Raw genomic sequence first — 16784 nt, 5'->3', positions numbered from 1 at the left:
CCGCCGTGCCGCCGCGTGGCGGCCTCGATGACGAAAGACGATGGCGATGGATTCGTTCGACTGTGACCTTTTCGTGGTCGGTGCCGGCAGCGGCGGCGTGCGCGCGGGCCGCATGGCCGCGGCACGCGGCGCACGCGTGATCGTCGCCGAGGGCGGCGCGCTCGGTGGCACCTGCGTGAACCTCGGCTGCATCCCGAAGAAGCTCTACAGCCATGCGGCGCACTACGGCGAGCTGTTCGAGGAATCGAAGGGTTTCGGCTGGTCGTTCGGCGAGCCGGCCTTCGACTGGGACCGGCTGAAGTCGCGCCGGGCCACCGAGATCGCGCGGCTCAACGGCATCTACGACGGGCTGCTGCGCAACGCGGGCGTGCAGCTCGTGCGCGGCTGGGCGTCGCTCGTCGACGGCCACACGGTCGACGTGGCCGGTGCCGACGGCAGCCGCCAGCGCTTCACGGCGCGCCACATCCTGCTCGCCACCGGCGGCCGGCCGCAGGCACCGTCCGGCCCGGGGGCCGAACACGCGCTGACCTCGGATGCGATGTTCGACCTCGACCCGTTCCCGCGCCGGCTGCTGGTGGTGGGCGGCGGCTACATCGCGTGCGAGTTCGCGTCCATCTTCCAGGGCCTGGGCAGCCAGGTCACGCTCGTGCACCGCGGGCCGCGCCTGCTGCGCGGCTTCGACGAGGAAGTGTCGGCCTTCGCGTCCGCCGAGATGCAGAAGAAGGGCCTCACGGTGCGTCTCGACTGCACCATCGCCGACGTGCAGAAGGCCGGAGCCGCGCAGGTGGTGCGCCTGAGCGACGGGTCCACCGTGGAGGTCGACGCGGTGCTGCACGCCACGGGCCGCCGCGCCTTCACCGGCGGCCTGGGCCTGGAGGCGCTCGGCATCACGCCCCATGCCGACGGCACCGTGCCGGTCGACGAACGCTTCCGCACGAAGGTGGCCTCGGTGTTCGCGATCGGCGACCTCGTGGGCCACAAGGCGCTCACGCCGGTGGCACTGGCCGAGGGCATGGCCGTCGTCGATCACCTGTTCGGCGACGGCAAGCGCCCGCCCATCGACTACGGCGCCGTCGCCACCGCGGTGTTCACGCACCCGAACATCGGCACGGTGGGCATGAGCGAGGAACACGCGCGCAAGACCGTGGGCGAGGTGCGCATCTTCCGCGCCGAGTTCAAGGCGCTGCGCCACACGCTGAGCGACAGCACCGAACGCACGCTGATGAAGATCGTCGTGGACGCCGCCACCGACCGTGTGCTGGGCATGCACATGGTGGGCGCCGACGCGGGCGAGGTGATCCAGGGCTTCGCCGTGGCGGTGCAGGCCGGGCTGACCAAGGCGCAGATCGACCGCACCATCGGCATCCATCCCACCGTCGCGGAAGAGTTCGTGACGATGCGCGAGCCGGTGCGATGACCCTGTTCCTCGGCGTCGACTTCACGAGCCGGCCCACCCGGCGCAAGCCCATCACCGTGGCCTCGGGCCGTGCGGCGTCCGGCGTGGTGAAGCTGGAGCGGCTCGACGCCCACGAGGACTTCGACGGGCTCGCCGGCACGCTGGCCCAGCCCGGCCCGTGGGTCGGCGGCTTCGACTTCCCGTTCGGGCTGCCGCGGGAACTGGTCGAGACCCTCGGCTGGCCCGACACCTGGGCCTCGTCGATGGACCGGTTCACGGGCCTCACCCGGGAGGAGGTGCGCGAGACCTTCGCCGCCTTCTGCGATGCCCGCCCCGCGGGTTCCAAGTTCGCGCACCGCGCGACGGATGGCCCGGCGGGTTCGTCGCCGTCGATGAAGTGGGTCAACCCGCCGGTCGCGCTGATGATGCACGCCGGCGTGCCGCTGTTGCGGGCCGCGGGTGTGCACCTGCCGGGCCTGCACCCGGGCGACCCGCAGCGTGTCGCGCTGGAAGCGTACCCCGGCCTGCTGGCCCGGGAGCTGATCGGCACCCGCTCGTACAAGAGCGACGAACGCGCGAAGCAGACCCCCGAGCGCCTGATCGCCCGCAAGGACCTGGTCGAGGCGCTGGAGCAGGGGCGCACCCGGCTGGGCGTGCGCGTGCGAATGAGCCACGCGATGCGCGACGGACTCGTGGCCGATGCGTCGGGCGACCGCCTGGATGCGGTGCTGTGCCTCGTGTTCGCCGCGTGGAGCGCCGGGCAGCCGAACCACGGGCTGCCGGCGGACATGGATCCGCTCGAAGGCTGGATCGTGGGGGCGTGAGTGTATGCAAGGCGCGCATCGAACGAACGTTCGCTTCGTTGAAAACCGGCAAGGTTCCACGGTCAAGGCGGGCTCTGTCATGCAGGGGCGAGGGGTGTCGGCCTAAGATGGTTTCGACGCGGGCCGTCATGCCGTGCAGAGCACACGCAAATCCCGCGCTCGTCGCCACGGGAGTGCGAACATGAACAAGCTGCAGATCCTCCACCTGGAGGACGATGCCTTCGATGCCGATCTGGTCCGCCGTGAAGTCGCGCGGCTCGGGGTCGAGCCCACCTGGATCGGCGCCTCTTCGGCCGATGAATTCCACGACGCCATGGCTCGCGGCGACTTCGACGCGATCGTCTCCGACAACCGCGTGGAGGGCATCGACGGCCTGCAGGCCATGCAGGTCGCGCGCGCCCAGCGGCCCGACGTGCCGTTCATCTTCGTCAGCGGCAACACCGATCCGCACTGGGCCGAACACTGCATCGAGGCGGGCGCCACCGACTACGTGCCGAAGAACCAGCTGTGGCGGCTGCCGAGCGCGCTGCGGCGGCTCAACGAGGCCCGCGAGAGCCAGCGCCTCGCCACGCTCACGGAAGCGCGTGCCGTGCTGGTGGATGCGGTGCGCGACCTGTCGCTCGCCCGCACCGTGGACGACATCATGCGCATCGTGCGGCGCGCGTCGCGTCGCATGATGCGGTCCGACGGCGCCACGTTCGTGCTGCGCGACGGCGAGATGTGCCACTACGCCGACGAGGACGCCATCGCCCCGATGTGGAAGGGCCTGCGGTTCCCGATGTCGGCCTGCATCAGCGGCTGGGCCATGCTGCACGGCGAACCGGCGGTGATCCCCGACATCTACGCCGACGCGCGCATCCCCCACGACGCCTACCGCCCCACCTTCGTCAAGAGCCTCGTGATGGTGCCCATCCGCGCCGAGGCGCCGGTCGGCGCCATCGGCAACTACTGGGCCGAACCGCATGCCGCCACCGCCGACGAAGTCGCGCTGATCCAGGCGCTGGCCGATTCCACGTCGCTCGCGTTCGAGAACGTCGCGCTGATCACGGGCCTGGAGGCACGGGTGCAGGAGCGTACCGCCGAGCTCGAGGCGGTGAACAAGGAGCTGGAGGCGTTCAGCTACTCGGTGTCCCACGACCTGCGGGCGCCCCTTCGCGCGGTGACGGGCTACAGCGACCTGCTGCTCGGCGAGACCTCTCCGCCGCTCGCCGACACGGCCCGGGGCTTCGCCGAGAACATCCATCGTGCCGCGCGCCGCATGGACACGCTGATCGAGGACATGCTGTCGCTGTCGAAGGTGTCCCGTGCCGACCTGCGGCCGCGGCCCGTGCAGATCGGCAAGATGGCGAGCGACATCGTCGCGAACCTGCAGGCCGCGCAGCCCGACCGGCGTGTGGAGGTCGACATCGACCCCACGCTCACGGCCATCGCCGACGCCGGCCTGCTGCGCATCGCGCTCGAGAACCTGTTGTCCAACGCGTGGAAGTTCACGGGGAAGTGCGCGGACGCGCGCGTGAGCTTCCAGGGCGAGATCGCCGACGACGGCCGCCAGGTCTTCACGGTGAGCGACAACGGCGCGGGCTTCGACATGAAGTACGCGAACCAGCTCTTCGAACCGTTCCGCCGCCTGCACCGCGAGAGCGACTTCCCCGGCACCGGCGTGGGCCTCGCGATCGTGCGGCGGGTCATGCAGAAGCACGGGGGCGAGGTCTGGGTGAAGGCCGCGAAGGGCGAGGGCGCCCGCTTCTCCTTCGTGCTGCCGGACTGACCCTCGAAAAAAGTTCGCAGCCACGGGAATAAGCCGGGCCGCCCGTCCGTCTGCTCCGGTATCCACCCCCCACCGGAGCTGACGATGACGACCCGATTCCTGACGACCACCCTGGCCCTCCTCACGCTGTCCGCCGCCGCGATGGCTGCCGACGCCCCCGCGAAGTTCGCGGGTGGCGCGCTCGTCGACGCCAAGGGCATGACGCTCTACACCTTCGACAAGGACACCGCCGGCAGTGGCAAGAGCGCCTGCAACGGCCCCTGCGCCACGCTGTGGCCGCCCGCGATGGCCGGTGCCGCCGACCAGCCCATGGGCGACTTCGGCGTCGTCACGCGCGACGACGGCTCGCGCCAATGGTCCTTCAAGGGCAAGCCCGTCTACACGTACCAGGCCGACAAGAAGGCCGGCGACCGCACGGGTGACAACTTCAAGGACGTGTGGCACATCATCAAGGAATGAACCCCGAAGACCGGCAATTGCTCGACTGGGTGCCGCGGCTGCGGCGGTATGCCCGCGCGCTCGCGGGCAACCGCGAGGACGCCGACGACCTGGTGCAGGACACCCTGGAGCGCGCCTGGTCGCGCGCCGCGCTGTGGCGCGGCGTGGCCGACATGCGGGCCTGGCTCTTCGGGATCATGCACAACCTGCACGTCGACGGCGTGCGGCGCCCGCGCGTGCCCACCGTCGCCCTGGGCGACGGCGAGGCTGACGCCGACCTGGCCGTTCCGCCCGCTCAGGGCGAACGGCTGGCCGTGCTGGACCTGCAGGCCGCGCTCGATCGCCTGCCGCTGGAACAGAAGGAGGTGCTGCTGCTCGTGGCCCTCGAGGACATGGCGTATGCCGAGGTCGCCGAGGCGCTCGGCATTCCCGTGGGCACCGTGATGTCGCGCCTGTCGCGCGGCCGCGAGCGCCTGCGCGCGCTGATGCAGGACGGGCGGCCGGGCCCGGCGCACCTGAAGGTGGTGAAATGACGAACGACTCCCGACCGGTCACGGACGCCGACCTGCATGCGTTCGTCGATGGTCAATTGATGGCGGAGCGCCACCGCGAGGTCGAGGCGCACCTCGCCGCGAACCCCGAGGCCGCACGCCGCGTGGCCGCCTGGACCGACCAGGCGCGCGGGCTCCGTGCCCTGTTCGACCCCGTGCTCGACGAAGCCGTGCCGCGCCGCCTCGTGTCGGCCGCGCGCCCCGTGCGTTCGGCCACGGCCTGGCGCGTGGCCGCCGGCGTCACGCTCCTGCTGCTGGGCGGTTCCGTCGGGTGGGGGCTGCGGGCGCAGTGGTCGCCCGCGCCGGTGGTCGCCACCACCTTGCCGGCCTTCGCCGAACGGGCCGCGGTCGCCCACGCGGTGTTCGTGCCCGAGCAGCGCCGGCCCGTCGAGGTGGACGCGGCCCACGAGGACCAGCTGGTCACGTGGCTGTCCAAGCGCATGAACGCGCCGATGAAGGCGCCGCACCTGCAGTCGCTCGGCTACACGCTCGAGGGCGGGCGGCTGCTGCCGGGCGGGCAGGGGCCGGTGGCCCAGTTCATGTACCGCCGCGACGAGGCGCAGGGCCCCGGCGCGCGGCTCACGCTGTACGTCACCCGGGAGACCGGGGGCGAATCCACCGCGTTCCGCTTCGGGCGCCAGGGGGACGTCAACGTCTTCTACTGGGTGGAAGGGCCGTTCGGCTACGCGATCTCGGCCGAGGCCGGGAAGGAGGAGCTCGCCCGGGTGTCGGAGGCGGTGTACCGGCAGGTGGAACGAGGACCGTAGCGGGCATCCGGATTGCCAAAAGGGGATGTCGAGTTTCGGAGAAGTTGCGCCGATGCCCTTGTTGACAACCCTGCTGGCCGCCACCGCCGCGGCCCTCCCCAATGCGTGTGCCTGGGACGATCCCGGGCGAGACCCCTACCTCGGCGAAGTCCCCGCCGCCATCGACGTCTACGACGACATCCCGAAGCCGGTGCGCGCCCGGCTGAAGGACCGCATGGCGCGCCATGCGTACGACGACTTCGTCGAGATCACCCGCGGCACCATCGCGGGCACGCAGGACTACGAGCCGCAGATCACCGGCATGCACTTCGGGTCGAAAGGCCTGCGGTGCGTGACCACCACGCGCGACGGCTGGCGGTCGGAGCACCGCGAGCACGGGCTCGTCTACTGCGAGGACGGACATTGCATCCTCGTTCCCACGGTGTGCCGCAACGTCAGCCGCATCGTGCGGCGGCCCGCGCCACCGCCACCCGTGGCGGAGCTCGAGTTCGATCCGCCGGGCGCGGGCCCGATGGCGGAACCGGGTGAGGGCATCTCCGCGTGGCCCGGGATGCCGTCGCCGGGCCCGGGCGACGGCGGTGCCGGTCCTGACATCGACGAGGGCGGCGGGCGGGGCGAGCCGTGGTCGCCGTGGCCGCCGGGAGGCGGTGGGGGCTGGGTGGGCGGTGCCGTCCCGGTCGAGCCGTCGGTCCCGGTCGTGCCGGCGCCACCCCCGATCGCCGCGCCGGTGTCCGAGCCCGGGATGGGCCTGCTGGCTGCACTGGGCGCGGGGCTCGTCTTCTGGTGCCGGCGGCGGCGGTGACGCACGGGCCGGGTCTGCGATGATCCGGGTCCGATGCACACGCTGTACCTGATCCTGCTCGCCGCCGGCCTGCTCACGCTGATGAGCCTGGTCGCGGGCGTGATGTCCGCCCGGCTCGGGTTGTCGTTCCTGCTCGTGTTCCTCGTGGCCGGCATGCTGGTCGGGGTGGACGGGCCCGGCGGCGTGCGCTTCTACGACACGCAGCTCACCGCGTGGGTCGGCAACGCGGCGCTCGCGATCATCCTGCTCGAAGGGGGCCTGAGCACCCGCATGGCGACGTTCCGTGCCGGCCTGAAGCCCGCGTTCGGCCTCGCCACGGCCGGGGTCGCGGTGACCGCGGCCATCGTCGGCGCGGTCGCGATGGCGGCGATGGACGTCGACTGGCGCTACGGCCTGCTGCTGGGCGCCATCGTGTCGTCCACCGATGCGGCGGCGGTGTTCTCCGTGCTGCGCCACGCGGGTGTGCAGCTCGATGCGCGGGTGTCGTCCACGCTCGAGGTCGAGTCCGGCCTGAACGACCCGATGGCGGTGTTCCTGACCCTCGCGCTGATCGACACGATCCGCGCGGACGCGGGCTGGGCCGAGGCGCTGTGGCTGCTCGCGCGCCAGGCCGGCTTCGGCACGCTCGTCGGCCTCTCGGCCGGCTGGGCGATGGCCTGGCTGCTGCGCGCGATGCATGCGCGCGCGCCGAACCAGGGCGGGCTGATGGCGCTGATCCTGCTGTCGGCCGGCTTCGTGGTGTTCGCGTCGGCGGGCCTCGTCGAGGGCTCGGGCTTCCTCGCCGTCTACCTGTTCGGCGTGCGGGTGAGGGCGCTCGCGGACGAGGCCTCGCGCGGCGCGGCGGTCGCGCTCGACGGGTACGCGTGGGCCGCGCAGGCCGGGCTGTTCCTGCTGCTGGGGCTGCTCGTGTCGCCGCACCAGATGGTGGAGGACGCCGGCCGCACGCTCGCGGTGGCCGCGACGCTGATCTTCGTCGCGCGCCCGGTCGCGGTGGCGTTGTGCCTCGCCCCCATGCGCTTCTCGGCGCGCGAGATCCTCTTTGTCGGCTGGGTGGGCCTGCGCGGCGCCGTGCCGATCGTGCTCGCACTGTTCCCGCTGATGGCGCAGGTCAGCGGCAGCTACCGCTTCTTCAACGTCGCCTTCGCGGTGGTGCTGCTGTCGCTGATGCTGCAGGGCACTTTTCTGTCGGCCGTGGCCCGCTGGCTCCGCGTGGTGGTCGAACCGAACGCTGCCGCCGCGGACCCGGTGAAGCTGCAGGGCCACCTCGTGCTCGACGGCTCGCTGCCGCTCGCCGACGTGTGCCACTTCTTCCAGGTGCCGCTGCCCGCGCAGCCGGCGGCCTCGCTGTCCGAGTGGCTCGGCGAGGCGCTGATCGCCGGGGCCGACCAGCTCGTGTGGCATGGCGTCGTGTTCGAGGTGCTGCAGCGAGACGATGCGGACATCGTGCGGGTGCGTGTGACGATGGAGCGGCGTCCCGGATGACGATGAGAAGGCTGTTCGCGGGGCTGGTGCTGGTGATCGCGACCAGCGCCCATGCGATGACGGGGGTGGTGACCCACGTGACCGACGGCGACACCGTGTGGGTGCGCGAGGACGGCCGCAAGCCGGTGTCCGTGCGGCTGCACGGCGTCGATGCGCCCGAGCGCTGCCAGGATGGTGACGAGGAGGCCACCGAGGCCTTGAGTTCGCGTCTGTTGCGCAGGCAGGTGCATGTCGAGACGCATGCCGTCGACGGCTACGGCCGCCTCGTCGGCACCGTCACGCTGGGCGGCGAGGACATCGGCGAGTGGCTCGTGAAGCAGGGACATGCCTGGAGCCCGGGGTACCGCAACGCGCCGGGCCCGTATGCGGACGCGGAGCGCCTCGCGCGTTCGCGCCGTCGCGGCCTGTTCGCCCGGCCGGCGATCGAACCGAAGGTGTTCCGGAAAGAACATGGTGCCTGTCCGCGTCCATCGGGTCGCAGCCGGCCGGCGACTTCGCGTTGAGTGCCAACTTGGATGCGATGGGCGGCTGTGCAGCGGAAGCAGATGTCCCGCGCTACGATTCGCCCATGTACCCACCCAGCATCGTCCTTCCCCTTGAGCGGCCGTTCGCTGAATTCTCGGCGGGGCCGTTCGATGCGAGGGCAGTGCTTCTCGCCGGGCTGCGGTGGCCAACGGAATACTGGGTCGAGCTTGCGCTGCGATGGGTGGAGCAGGGTGCCCCGGTTGATGTCGATGCTGCGGCCGAATTGCATTCGATTTCCTCGAAGCAGTTCTCTCAACGAGTCCGGCACCGGGCACGGGCCGCTGCGAAACGGTGGACCAGCGGAGTCTAGCGACGCTTGTCCACTGTCAGCCTGATGCGGTCAACCCACGAAGGGTTTTCCGCGCGCAGAGAGCAGTCCTGCAACCTGGATCACCTTATGAAAATCCAACGACCGAAGGTTCTCGCCCTCGACCTTGAGGGAACCCTCATCTCAAACGCGATGAGCCAAATCCCAAGGCCCGGACTCTTCGACTTCCTTAGTCGATGCCAGGAGTTGTTCCCGCGGGTGGTCATGTTCACCACAGTCAAGGAACCTCTCTTCAGGGACATCGCCGCGCTGCTGGTGGCGGAAGGCGCCGCACCTGCATGGTTTGGTGACGTCGAGTACGTCGCATGGCATGGGGAGACCAAGGACTTGAACTTTGTTCCTTCCGCTGATCCGAGCGAGGTCATACTCGTAGACGATTTCGAGAAATACGTGCATCCGGGGCAAGCGTCGAGGTGGTTGCAGATCGACTACTTCGACTATCCGTACGACGATACTGATGAGGGGCTGGCGAAGACGTTGGGCCGCCTCGAGATTCTTGCGCGAGAAGCCTGAACTTCCGCTTTCAGCCTGAAGCAGCCCATCAGAGATCAGAGCCGTCCCTGAGCACATGCGCCGAGCGCTTCAGTCGCGTCCTTCTCCCCCTCGCGGTCCCAGCTCAACCTGTCGGCGGAAACCCCTCGAAGCGCGGCAACGTGTCGGTGATCTCGAACCACGGCGCCTTGTCGGCGACGAACACGTGGCAACCCGGCCGCACGTTCGGATCGTCGTCGAGCACGCCGAGGGCCAGGCCGTATACATCGGGGTGCTTGTCGAAGCGGCTGATCAGGTTGGCGCCGCACACGCGGCAGAAGCCGCGGTGGTTGCCGGGCGACGACTCGAACCACGTGACGAGGTCGTCGCCGCGCGCCCACCGGAAGTCCGCGGCGGCCACGCCGGCCCGGGCACGGAACGCGGTGCCGTGGGACTTGCGGCACATGCGGCAGTGGCAGTACAGCGCGCCGGTCAGCGGCCCCCGGATGTCGAAGGCCACGCCGCCGCACAGGCAGCTGCCACGCAGGACGGCGGGGTGTTCGCGGGTGTCGGTCATGGCGAGGTCCTGGGAACGGAGGGGCCATCGTGCTCCGGTCGAGCAGGGCATTCGTATCGACATGAAACAGCAGCGCATGACTTTGGTCGCATCGGGGGGGCATTCCCCCCTGATGGGCGGGGTGCGCATCCAGCGGGCGACATCACAATGCGGGCTCATCGCGACCCATGACCCCAGCCCGATGCCGCTTCGCCGAGTCCCTTCCCACGCTCCCCGCCGTTCCGCCACGCGCCGTGTGGTCGAATGGGCCGGCGTGGCCGCGCTCGCCGGCATCCTCGGCGGCTGCGGTCCCGCGGTGTCCAACGACGGCGGGAAGTCCAGCATGATCTTCGGTCTCTTCAAGAGCAAGTACACCACCACGGTTCGGCCCGAGCTGGGCGGCGCGCTCAAGCGCGAGACGGCGTACCCGGCCGTGTCCACGCCGCCCGCACCGTCCTACCCCACGCTGCGCAACGTCAGCGCCGATGCGCCGCCGCCGGCGGGCGTGCTCGCCACCGAGCGCAAGCCGCAGCCGCCGGCCGAGGCCTTCATCGTCGACGCCGGCGCGGGCCAGCCCGCCGTCGCCCTCGTCAACACCTACGGCGCCAAGCAGTCCACCGGCTTCTGGGAGATCCAGCCGGGAACGCCCGCCCGCTTCGGCAAGGCCCGCACCGGCACCATCGACCCCGCGCAGTCGAAGTGGATCATGTGGTCGTCGGAAGGCGTGCTGGCGCTGCCCGCCAACCGCATCCTGTTCCACCTCAAGTACCACGACCCGCGTCCCGTCGACGCGCTGTTCGTCTACGACATCGCGGCCGACCGCGTGCGCCGTTTCGCCGACGTCACGCCCGACTGGGCGCGCGGCCTGCCGCTGCAGTACCTCGCGAGCCTGCAGGTGCGCCCCGACACCGTGCTCGTGCGCTACGGGTCCGACAAGGAACGCGTCGGCCCGCAGCGCTACGTGAACCACTTCGACCACCTGGTGCTCTTCTCGCCGCGCCATCCGGACGGCCTCGAGATCGCCACCGTCGGCCTCGACGATGGCAACGTGCGGCGCTGGGGCGTGGTGGGCAGCCGCCTGTGGCTCGAGACCACCGACGACCGCGCGAACCCGCCGCGGTCGAACGTCTGGTCGCTCGATCTCACCTCCGTTCTTTGATCCACCCCAGGGAGACCGCGGGTCACCGCGGCGTCATCACACCATGTCGAACCACGAATTCCTCTCGCCGCAAGAGGCCACCTTCATCGCCCACAACGCGTACTTCACGCTGCAGGACTGGATCACGGGCGTGCCCCAGATCGGCATGGAAACCCGCGCCAACGTGAAGAAGATGGTGACGGGCGACGGCCTCGGCGCCGGAGTCCTGACGAAGCAGCACGCCAACACGTCGCTGGCGTCCACGCCGCTCGCGGGCGCACGGCTCGACCGCGTGTTCGCCGGCTCCACCGCGGGGGTGTCCACCGGCTTCGGCTACGTGCTGAGCTTCAACCGCGCCGGCCGCCGCCAGGTCGTGATCGCCACGCGCGGCACGCGCGCCGAACACTCGAAGGCCGACATCTTCACCGACCTGCGCGCGTCGATGGTGGGGCTGCCGGGCTTCGGTCCCGTGCACCAGGGTTTCCGCAACACCTTCGACAGCGTGAAGATCGGCCTCGCCCGCGACATCAACCGGATCATGGACGCCGACGTCGTGCACTGCGTCGGGCACAGCCTGGGCGGTGCGGTGGCCACGCTCGTGGCGGCGCACTTCTCGGGGCGCGGCAAGGACGTCAAGCTCTACACGTTCGGTTCGCCGCGCGTGGGCGCGATGGGCGCGCAGCACGCCATCGAGGCGTCGATCGGCAAGCGCAACATCTTCCGCGTCGCCCACGACCTCGACCCGGTGACCATGGTGGGCCCGTACCCGTACGGCCACGTCAACGGCGACCCGGCGGACGAGAACAACATGACGCTGGTGTCGCCCACCGGCAAGCTGCTGAGTGTCGCGAACCACGACATGCTCGAGTACGTCGCCAGCATCGGCAGTCCCGACATCTCGTGGGACACCGTGCGCCTGCGTGCGATGGCCGTGGACCACGACAACGCGGTGCTCGCCCGCTGGCTGCTGCGCAGCTCCGACAACCCGGGCTGGATGACGCAGCGTGCGGCGCAGGGCCTCAGCTACCTGATGAAGGCGTTCAGCCACCTGCTGAAGCAGGCCGGTTTCGCCGCCATCTCGGGCCTCACTGCCATCGACCTCTTCTGCGTGTCGCTGGCCCGCGACCTGACCCGCCTCGCCGAGCAGAGCGCCGAGTTCATGCAGTGGATCCGCCACGCGGCCGGATGGGCCCGCATCATCATCACTGGCGCAGCGCAGATCACCGCGAAGGTGATCCGCGGCATCCTGAGCGCGATGATGAGCGTGCTCACGCCCATTGCCACGCAGGCACTCGTCAACGTCGCCGGGCGTGGCATGCCGCTGCCGCTGATGATCGGCGGTGCGGCCGCCCTCGCCGGATCGGTGATCTGACCATGGACCGTGCCTCGTTCGAGTTCCTGTACCTGCACGCCCACGCCATCGCCGACCTCTCGTTCCTGCGGGGCATGGCCGCCGCGCTCGCGTCGCCGGTCCCCGACCTCACGCCGGAGCAGTTCGCCGCCAATGCCGCGGCGGCCGAGCAGGCGATGAACGTCACCGAGGCCGAGTTCGACTGGTCCGCGTTCGAAGGCGTGCCGGGCTTCGATGCCGCGGCCGGCACGGGCCTCGACACGGGCGAGGCGGTCACGGCCGACGTCGGCCCCACGTTCGGCGAAGCGCTGGAGCAGGCCGGGGCCACGCTGGACGGCGACGGCCCGCCCGAACTCGAACCGTACCTCGTGCACCTGCATGCCGCGCGCGAACTGCTGCAGCCGCGCATCGGCGTGTGCCACGAGATGGCGGGCCCGGAACTCGACGCAGTGCTGCTCGACCTGCCGCCGGACCTGGCGCCACTGAACCGGGCGCTGTCGGCAGCCGAATTCCTGCCGTGGCTCGAAGCCTACGAGCAGCAGCACGACGGGGTGTCGACCGTCGTGGCGATGGTGCGCGAGCTGGACTCGGTGTGATCGTGGTGTCGGCACTGCATCGGACACTCGTGGCCACGGCCCTGTGGGCCATGGCCTTCGGCGCCGTCGCCGCGCCGCGCGAGGCCGTGGTGCTGCAGCCGGCGCCGCCCACCCGCGTGACCGCGGCGCAGCTGGCCTCGCTGTGCGCGGCGTTGTCCACGCCGTGCGAGCCGGTGGAGACGAAGGCCTACGTGGCGCGAGGGCAGGGAGACGGACCGATGTGGCTGATCGACGCCTCGCGCCCGATGCTGGTGGTGCTCGACGCGGCCGACCCGCTGCGAGGCAACCGAGCCACCGTGTGGGACTTCTCGGAGCAGCCTCACACGCAAGAGCCGCGCGCCGATGGCGGCAAGCCCCCGCCGCTCGAGATCCATCCGGCGCTGTACCCCGTGGGCGACCGCGGTTTCGCGATCGCCCTGGTGAGCGAGGTCCGCGAGATGTACTCCGGCGGCGGCGCGTCGTTCCGCACCGCCGACTTCGTCATGCTCGATACCGCACGCACGGTGGCCTACGGCGCCGTGCCGTTCTCGTGCAGCAAGATGGTCCGCGCGTGTTTCAGCGAACGCGACTACGCGCGCGGCCATTGCCACGACGAGAACTCTGGCGCCCTGACCATCCGCTACCCCGACGGCGAAGGCCGCTGGACCTTCCAGTGGCGCGAGACCGAATGGCCGGCGTTCAAGCCGAAGTCGCGCGAGACCACGGAGCGCACCACGTTCCAGGTGGCGCCGGGCAACACGGAACGGCCGGCGTCGGTGGGGTTCTGTGGCGGGCCGATGTAGCGGCACGACGAGACAAGACCGAAGCAGAGCACCATGATCCCACCCGACGTCCCCAGCCCCATCGACCTCCGCCAGATGGCCGACGCCCGCGAGTGGGCCGACCAGGCACTGGCCGTTCGCCCCTGGCGCACCGACTTCTTCGCCGCGTTCGCGGAGGCGCTGGCACAAGGCGGCGCCCGGCGCGTGCTGGAGCTGGGCTCCGGTCCCGGATTCCTCGCCCGGCATCTCCTGCAGGCGCTGCCGGACCTCGACTACGTGGCGCTCGACAACTCGCCGGCGATGCACGAACTGGCCGCGGAGCGCCTCGGTGCGCTGGCCGGCCGCGTGACCTTCGTCGAGCGCAGCTTCAAGGAACCGGGACTGGGCCACGGCCTCGGCACGTTCGATCACGTGGTCACGCACCAGGCCGTGCACGAGCTTCGCCACAAGCGCCATGCCCGCGGCCTGCACGAGCAGGTGCGTGCGTTGCTGTCGCCCCAGGGCCGCTACCTCGTCTGCGACCACTTCGCAGGTGACGGCGGGCAGTCGAACGACCAGCTCTACATGCGCATCGAGGAGCAGCGGGCCGCGCTGTCCGATGCCGGCTTCGTGCGGGTCGAGCCGCTGCTGCTCAAGGGAGGCCTGATCCTCCACTCGGCCTTCCGGGAGCCGATGCCTCGGGACTGACGACGTACGCCACACCCGGCGACCCGCCCCTTCCGATGGTGGCGCCGCGCGACGTGGGCGTTGTGGACATCGAAGGCAGAATCAGCGGCATGGCCCCGAACTCCCCATCTGACGATACGAACGTTCCACTCGCGGTGCGCGAGGAGATCCGCCAGCGGCTTCGCGGGGCCGAGGCGGAGCATGACGTCAAGGTCCTGCTCGCCGTGGAGTCGGGCAGCCGGGCCTGGGGCTTTCCGTCGCCCAACAGCGACTTCGACGCGCGCTTCATCTACGTGAACCGCCCGGAGTGGTATCTGTCCGTGGGGCTGGAAGAACAACGCGACGTCATCGAGTACCCCATCGTCGACGACATGGACATCAACGGGTGGGACCTTCGCAAGGCGCTGCGCCTGTTCCGGGTGTCGAACCCGGGTTTCGTCGAGTGGGTGCAGTCGCCCCTGGTGTACGAGAGCCGCGGTGGCTTCGCGGCCCGAGCCCGGGCATTGCTGCCCGAGGTCTATTCGGTCGAGCGCGGCATCTACCACTACCGCAGCATGGCCAAGACGAACTTCCGCGGGTACCTGCAAGCCGAGCAGGTGCCCCTGAAGAAATACTTCTACGTCCTTCGCCCGTTGCTGTCGGTCCGTTGGCTCGAGCGCCGGCAACAGCCGGCGCCCATCGAGTTCGAACGTCTGCTCGAAACGATCCAGGATGTCGAAGGCTTGCGGGAAGCCATCGATGACCTGCTGGTGTTGAAGCGCCGCACCCCGGAGCTCGGGCTGTCGCCCCAGATCGCGCCCATCCAGCGGTTCATCGAGCAGGAGCTGGCTCGCCTCGAAACCCTGGTTCCGTCACGTGCCGAACGCGAGGATCCGGAGCCGCGGCTGTCGGTGCTTTTCCGGGAACTGCTGAACGAAGCCTGGGCGGCCTGAAGCGGCCGACGCGGTCACTCGATGCGGGCCAGCTCGTGCCGCAGGATCCCGTCGCTGCTGAAGGTCATCGCCGTCCGGTCGGTGCGCCAGAAGGCCGGGTCGCGCAGTGGCGCACCCCAACGCTCCGCCGCGTCGAGCAGGGCGACGCGGTGGAAGCGGTCACGGATGCGGCGGGCCGAATACATCGAGGGGGTCTCGATCGCGAGCGGATCGCCGACCGCGCAGAAATCCCAGCGGGGGCTGTCGCGCATCGCGCGGACCATGCGCCGCTCGACGCCGCCTTCGTGTGCGATCAGTTCGTTGATCGGCCACTCGGCGTCGGAAACGGTGCTGCGGAGCTGCAGCGTTGCGATGCGCAGGCGTTCGGCCGCATAGGCAGCGATGAAATAGCAGCCGGAGCCCACATTTGGCATGAATGCGGTCAGGCCCGGCACGCACGATGGAGTCCACAGCAGCATCGGCGGATCCTCCGGCGCCTGGTGGTAGGGCTGAGTCGGGAAGACGAACGGTGTGGTGCGGGCGACCTTGCCGCGCAGCGGCACGGCGCACAGCCTCGCCACCAGTTCGTCGAGCGGGGCCGCGAACACCTGGACGTTGAAGAACGGGCGCTCGACGACCGGCATGCCGTCAGACGGTTTTCCGTGCACGGGGGCTCGCCTTCTTGCCGAGTGCATTTCGCGTGCCGCCGGGTTTCACCGGCGCAGGCGGCGGGGCTCCGCGCACCCACGACTTCACCACCAGCCCCAGCGCCAGCCCGGCCGCGAACACCGCCCAGAACAGCCACCCCGCCTGGTTCTCCAGCCCGTGGTGCAGGTTCATGCCGAACACCGCGGCCACCGTCATCAGCGGGAAGGTGAGGGCGGCGATGGTGTTGAGCTTGAGCTGGGCGCGGGTGCCGGCCAGCGCCGCCTGGGTCTGCGCCTCGGCCTGCTTCGCGAGGCGGTAGTCGAGCGCGAGCCGGGCGTTCGCCAGCAGCAGTTCGAAGCCGCGGGCCACGTCCACCGCGCGGTCGCGCCACGTGATGAGCAGCCGGTCTTCCTTGACGCGGTCCCGGGCCTGCTGCAGCGCATCGCGCAGGTTGACCGCGGCGCGGCTCGTGGGCAGCAGGCGGTCGAGCAGCGGGAACAGGTCGTCGGCGTTGTCGGCCGACGCGTATTGCTGCTCGGCCTGCCCCAGCAGCGTTTCGTAGCGGGTCAGCAGGTCGGCCATCATGTGCTGGCCGTGTTCCGCGCCCTGGAAGCGCCATGCGCCATCGGGGCCGCGCAGGAACACGCGGTGCTCGCGTTCGTTGCCCTCGTTCACCGGTGGCTCGTGCAGCACCACGAGCAGGTGGTCGCCTTCGTGGATGGCGCGCTGCGCGCCGTAGCTGTCATGGCCGAGCCGCTGCGTGATCTCGGGGGGAAGTTTCCAGTTGAATTCCGGTCGTGCCATG

Annotated in this window: 19 protein-coding genes; 16 read left to right on the top strand and 3 right to left on the bottom strand. The window is 70.4% G+C overall.

Translation table 11 applies throughout. The annotated features are described in order from the left end of the window. Positions 1–46: 46 nt before the first annotated feature. The 10 genes from gorA (at position 47) to A4W93_RS20850 (ending at position 9394) form a co-directional block, all read left to right on the top strand. On the top strand, positions 47–1417 hold the full coding sequence (gene gorA / locus A4W93_RS20895; protein ID WP_085754264.1) for a glutathione-disulfide reductase: 1371 nt from the start codon (positions 47–49) through the stop codon (positions 1415–1417). Continuing rightward, on the top strand, positions 1414–2220 hold the full coding sequence (locus A4W93_RS20890; protein ID WP_085752443.1) for a DUF429 domain-containing protein: 807 nt from the start codon (positions 1414–1416) through the stop codon (positions 2218–2220). Before gorA ends, A4W93_RS20890 begins: the two co-directional genes overlap by 4 nt. A gap of 181 nt (positions 2221–2401) precedes the next feature. Beyond that, a complete protein-coding gene (locus A4W93_RS20885) occupies positions 2402–3988 on the top strand; it encodes a sensor histidine kinase (RefSeq protein ID WP_085752442.1) in 1587 nt (528 codons plus the stop codon). 84 nt (positions 3989–4072) lie between these two features. Continuing rightward, positions 4073–4447 carry a COG4315 family predicted lipoprotein gene (locus A4W93_RS20880; RefSeq protein WP_085752441.1) on the top strand — a complete coding sequence of 125 codons (375 nt, stop codon included), beginning with the start codon at positions 4073–4075 and terminating at the stop codon, positions 4445–4447. Next, on the top strand, positions 4444–4959 hold the full coding sequence (locus tag A4W93_RS20875) for a sigma-70 family RNA polymerase sigma factor (protein WP_085752440.1): 516 nt from the start codon (positions 4444–4446) through the stop codon (positions 4957–4959). Before A4W93_RS20880 ends, A4W93_RS20875 begins: the two co-directional genes overlap by 4 nt. After that, the gene (locus tag A4W93_RS20870) at positions 4956–5744 is read left to right on the top strand and encodes an anti-sigma factor family protein (protein WP_085752439.1); all 789 of its coding nucleotides are present in this window, start codon (positions 4956–4958) and stop codon (positions 5742–5744) included. Before A4W93_RS20875 ends, A4W93_RS20870 begins: the two co-directional genes overlap by 4 nt. Positions 5745–5796: 52 nt before the next feature. Continuing rightward, positions 5797–6546, top strand: a complete 750-nt coding sequence (locus tag A4W93_RS30670) for an MHFG family PEP-CTERM protein (RefSeq protein ID WP_085752438.1) — start codon at positions 5797–5799, stop codon at positions 6544–6546. Between the two features lie 33 nt (positions 6547–6579). After that, positions 6580–8028: a potassium/proton antiporter gene (locus A4W93_RS20860; protein WP_085752437.1), complete on the top strand. Its 1449-nt coding sequence runs from the start codon at positions 6580–6582 to the stop codon at positions 8026–8028. Between the two features lie 2 nt (positions 8029–8030). Then, complete coding sequence (locus tag A4W93_RS20855) at positions 8031–8531, top strand: thermonuclease family protein (protein ID WP_085754263.1); 501 nt, start codon at positions 8031–8033, stop codon at positions 8529–8531. A 419-nt stretch (positions 8532–8950) separates the two neighbouring features. Further along, positions 8951–9394, top strand: coding sequence for an NIF family HAD-type phosphatase (locus tag A4W93_RS20850; protein WP_085752436.1), 444 nt, complete (start codon positions 8951–8953; stop codon positions 9392–9394). 103 nt (positions 9395–9497) lie between these two features. Here A4W93_RS20850 and A4W93_RS20845 read toward each other — a convergent pair whose 3' ends face one another. Then, positions 9498–9929 carry a GFA family protein gene (locus A4W93_RS20845; RefSeq protein WP_085752435.1) on the bottom strand — a complete coding sequence of 144 codons (432 nt, stop codon included), beginning with the start codon at positions 9927–9929 and terminating at the stop codon, positions 9498–9500. A gap of 181 nt (positions 9930–10110) precedes the next feature. On the opposite strand from A4W93_RS20845, the gene A4W93_RS29800 reads away from it, so the two are divergent. The 6 genes from A4W93_RS29800 to A4W93_RS20820 all read left to right on the top strand — a co-directional run bounded on the left by A4W93_RS29800 (position 10111) and on the right by A4W93_RS20820 (position 15352). Beyond that, a complete protein-coding gene (locus A4W93_RS29800) occupies positions 10111–11067 on the top strand; it encodes a hypothetical protein (protein WP_157131720.1) in 957 nt (318 codons plus the stop codon). A 43-nt stretch (positions 11068–11110) separates the two neighbouring features. Further along, positions 11111–12418, top strand: coding sequence for a lipase family protein (locus tag A4W93_RS20840; RefSeq protein WP_157782205.1), 1308 nt, complete (start codon positions 11111–11113; stop codon positions 12416–12418). Between the two features lie 2 nt (positions 12419–12420). Continuing rightward, positions 12421–12993 carry a hypothetical protein gene (locus A4W93_RS20835; protein ID WP_085752433.1) on the top strand — a complete coding sequence of 191 codons (573 nt, stop codon included), beginning with the start codon at positions 12421–12423 and terminating at the stop codon, positions 12991–12993. Between the two features lie 29 nt (positions 12994–13022). After that, complete coding sequence (locus A4W93_RS20830; protein WP_157131719.1) at positions 13023–13775, top strand: hypothetical protein; 753 nt, start codon at positions 13023–13025, stop codon at positions 13773–13775. 33 nt (positions 13776–13808) lie between these two features. Beyond that, positions 13809–14441, top strand: a complete 633-nt coding sequence (locus A4W93_RS20825) for a class I SAM-dependent methyltransferase (RefSeq protein WP_085752431.1) — start codon at positions 13809–13811, stop codon at positions 14439–14441. A gap of 89 nt (positions 14442–14530) precedes the next feature. Then, on the top strand, positions 14531–15352 hold the full coding sequence (locus A4W93_RS20820; RefSeq protein ID WP_085754262.1) for a nucleotidyltransferase domain-containing protein: 822 nt from the start codon (positions 14531–14533) through the stop codon (positions 15350–15352). A 14-nt stretch (positions 15353–15366) separates the two neighbouring features. Here the strand turns inward: A4W93_RS20820 and A4W93_RS20815 are convergent, their stop codons facing one another. Both A4W93_RS20815 and A4W93_RS20810 read right to left on the bottom strand, forming a co-directional pair. Then, positions 15367–15975 (bottom strand): hypothetical protein, encoded by a 609-nt coding sequence (locus A4W93_RS20815; protein WP_085752430.1) that lies wholly within the window; start codon positions 15973–15975, stop codon positions 15367–15369. Positions 15976–15979: 4 nt separating this feature from the next. Next, positions 15980–16783, bottom strand: a complete 804-nt coding sequence (locus A4W93_RS20810; RefSeq protein WP_085752429.1) for a magnesium transporter CorA family protein — start codon at positions 16781–16783, stop codon at positions 15980–15982. Position 16784: the final 1 nt, after the last annotated feature.

It is taken from the genome of Piscinibacter gummiphilus (assembly GCF_002116905.1).
Classification (GTDB): domain Bacteria; phylum Pseudomonadota; class Gammaproteobacteria; order Burkholderiales; family Burkholderiaceae_C; genus Rhizobacter; species Rhizobacter gummiphilus.
This window is presented reverse-complemented; position numbering and strand designations above follow the sequence as displayed.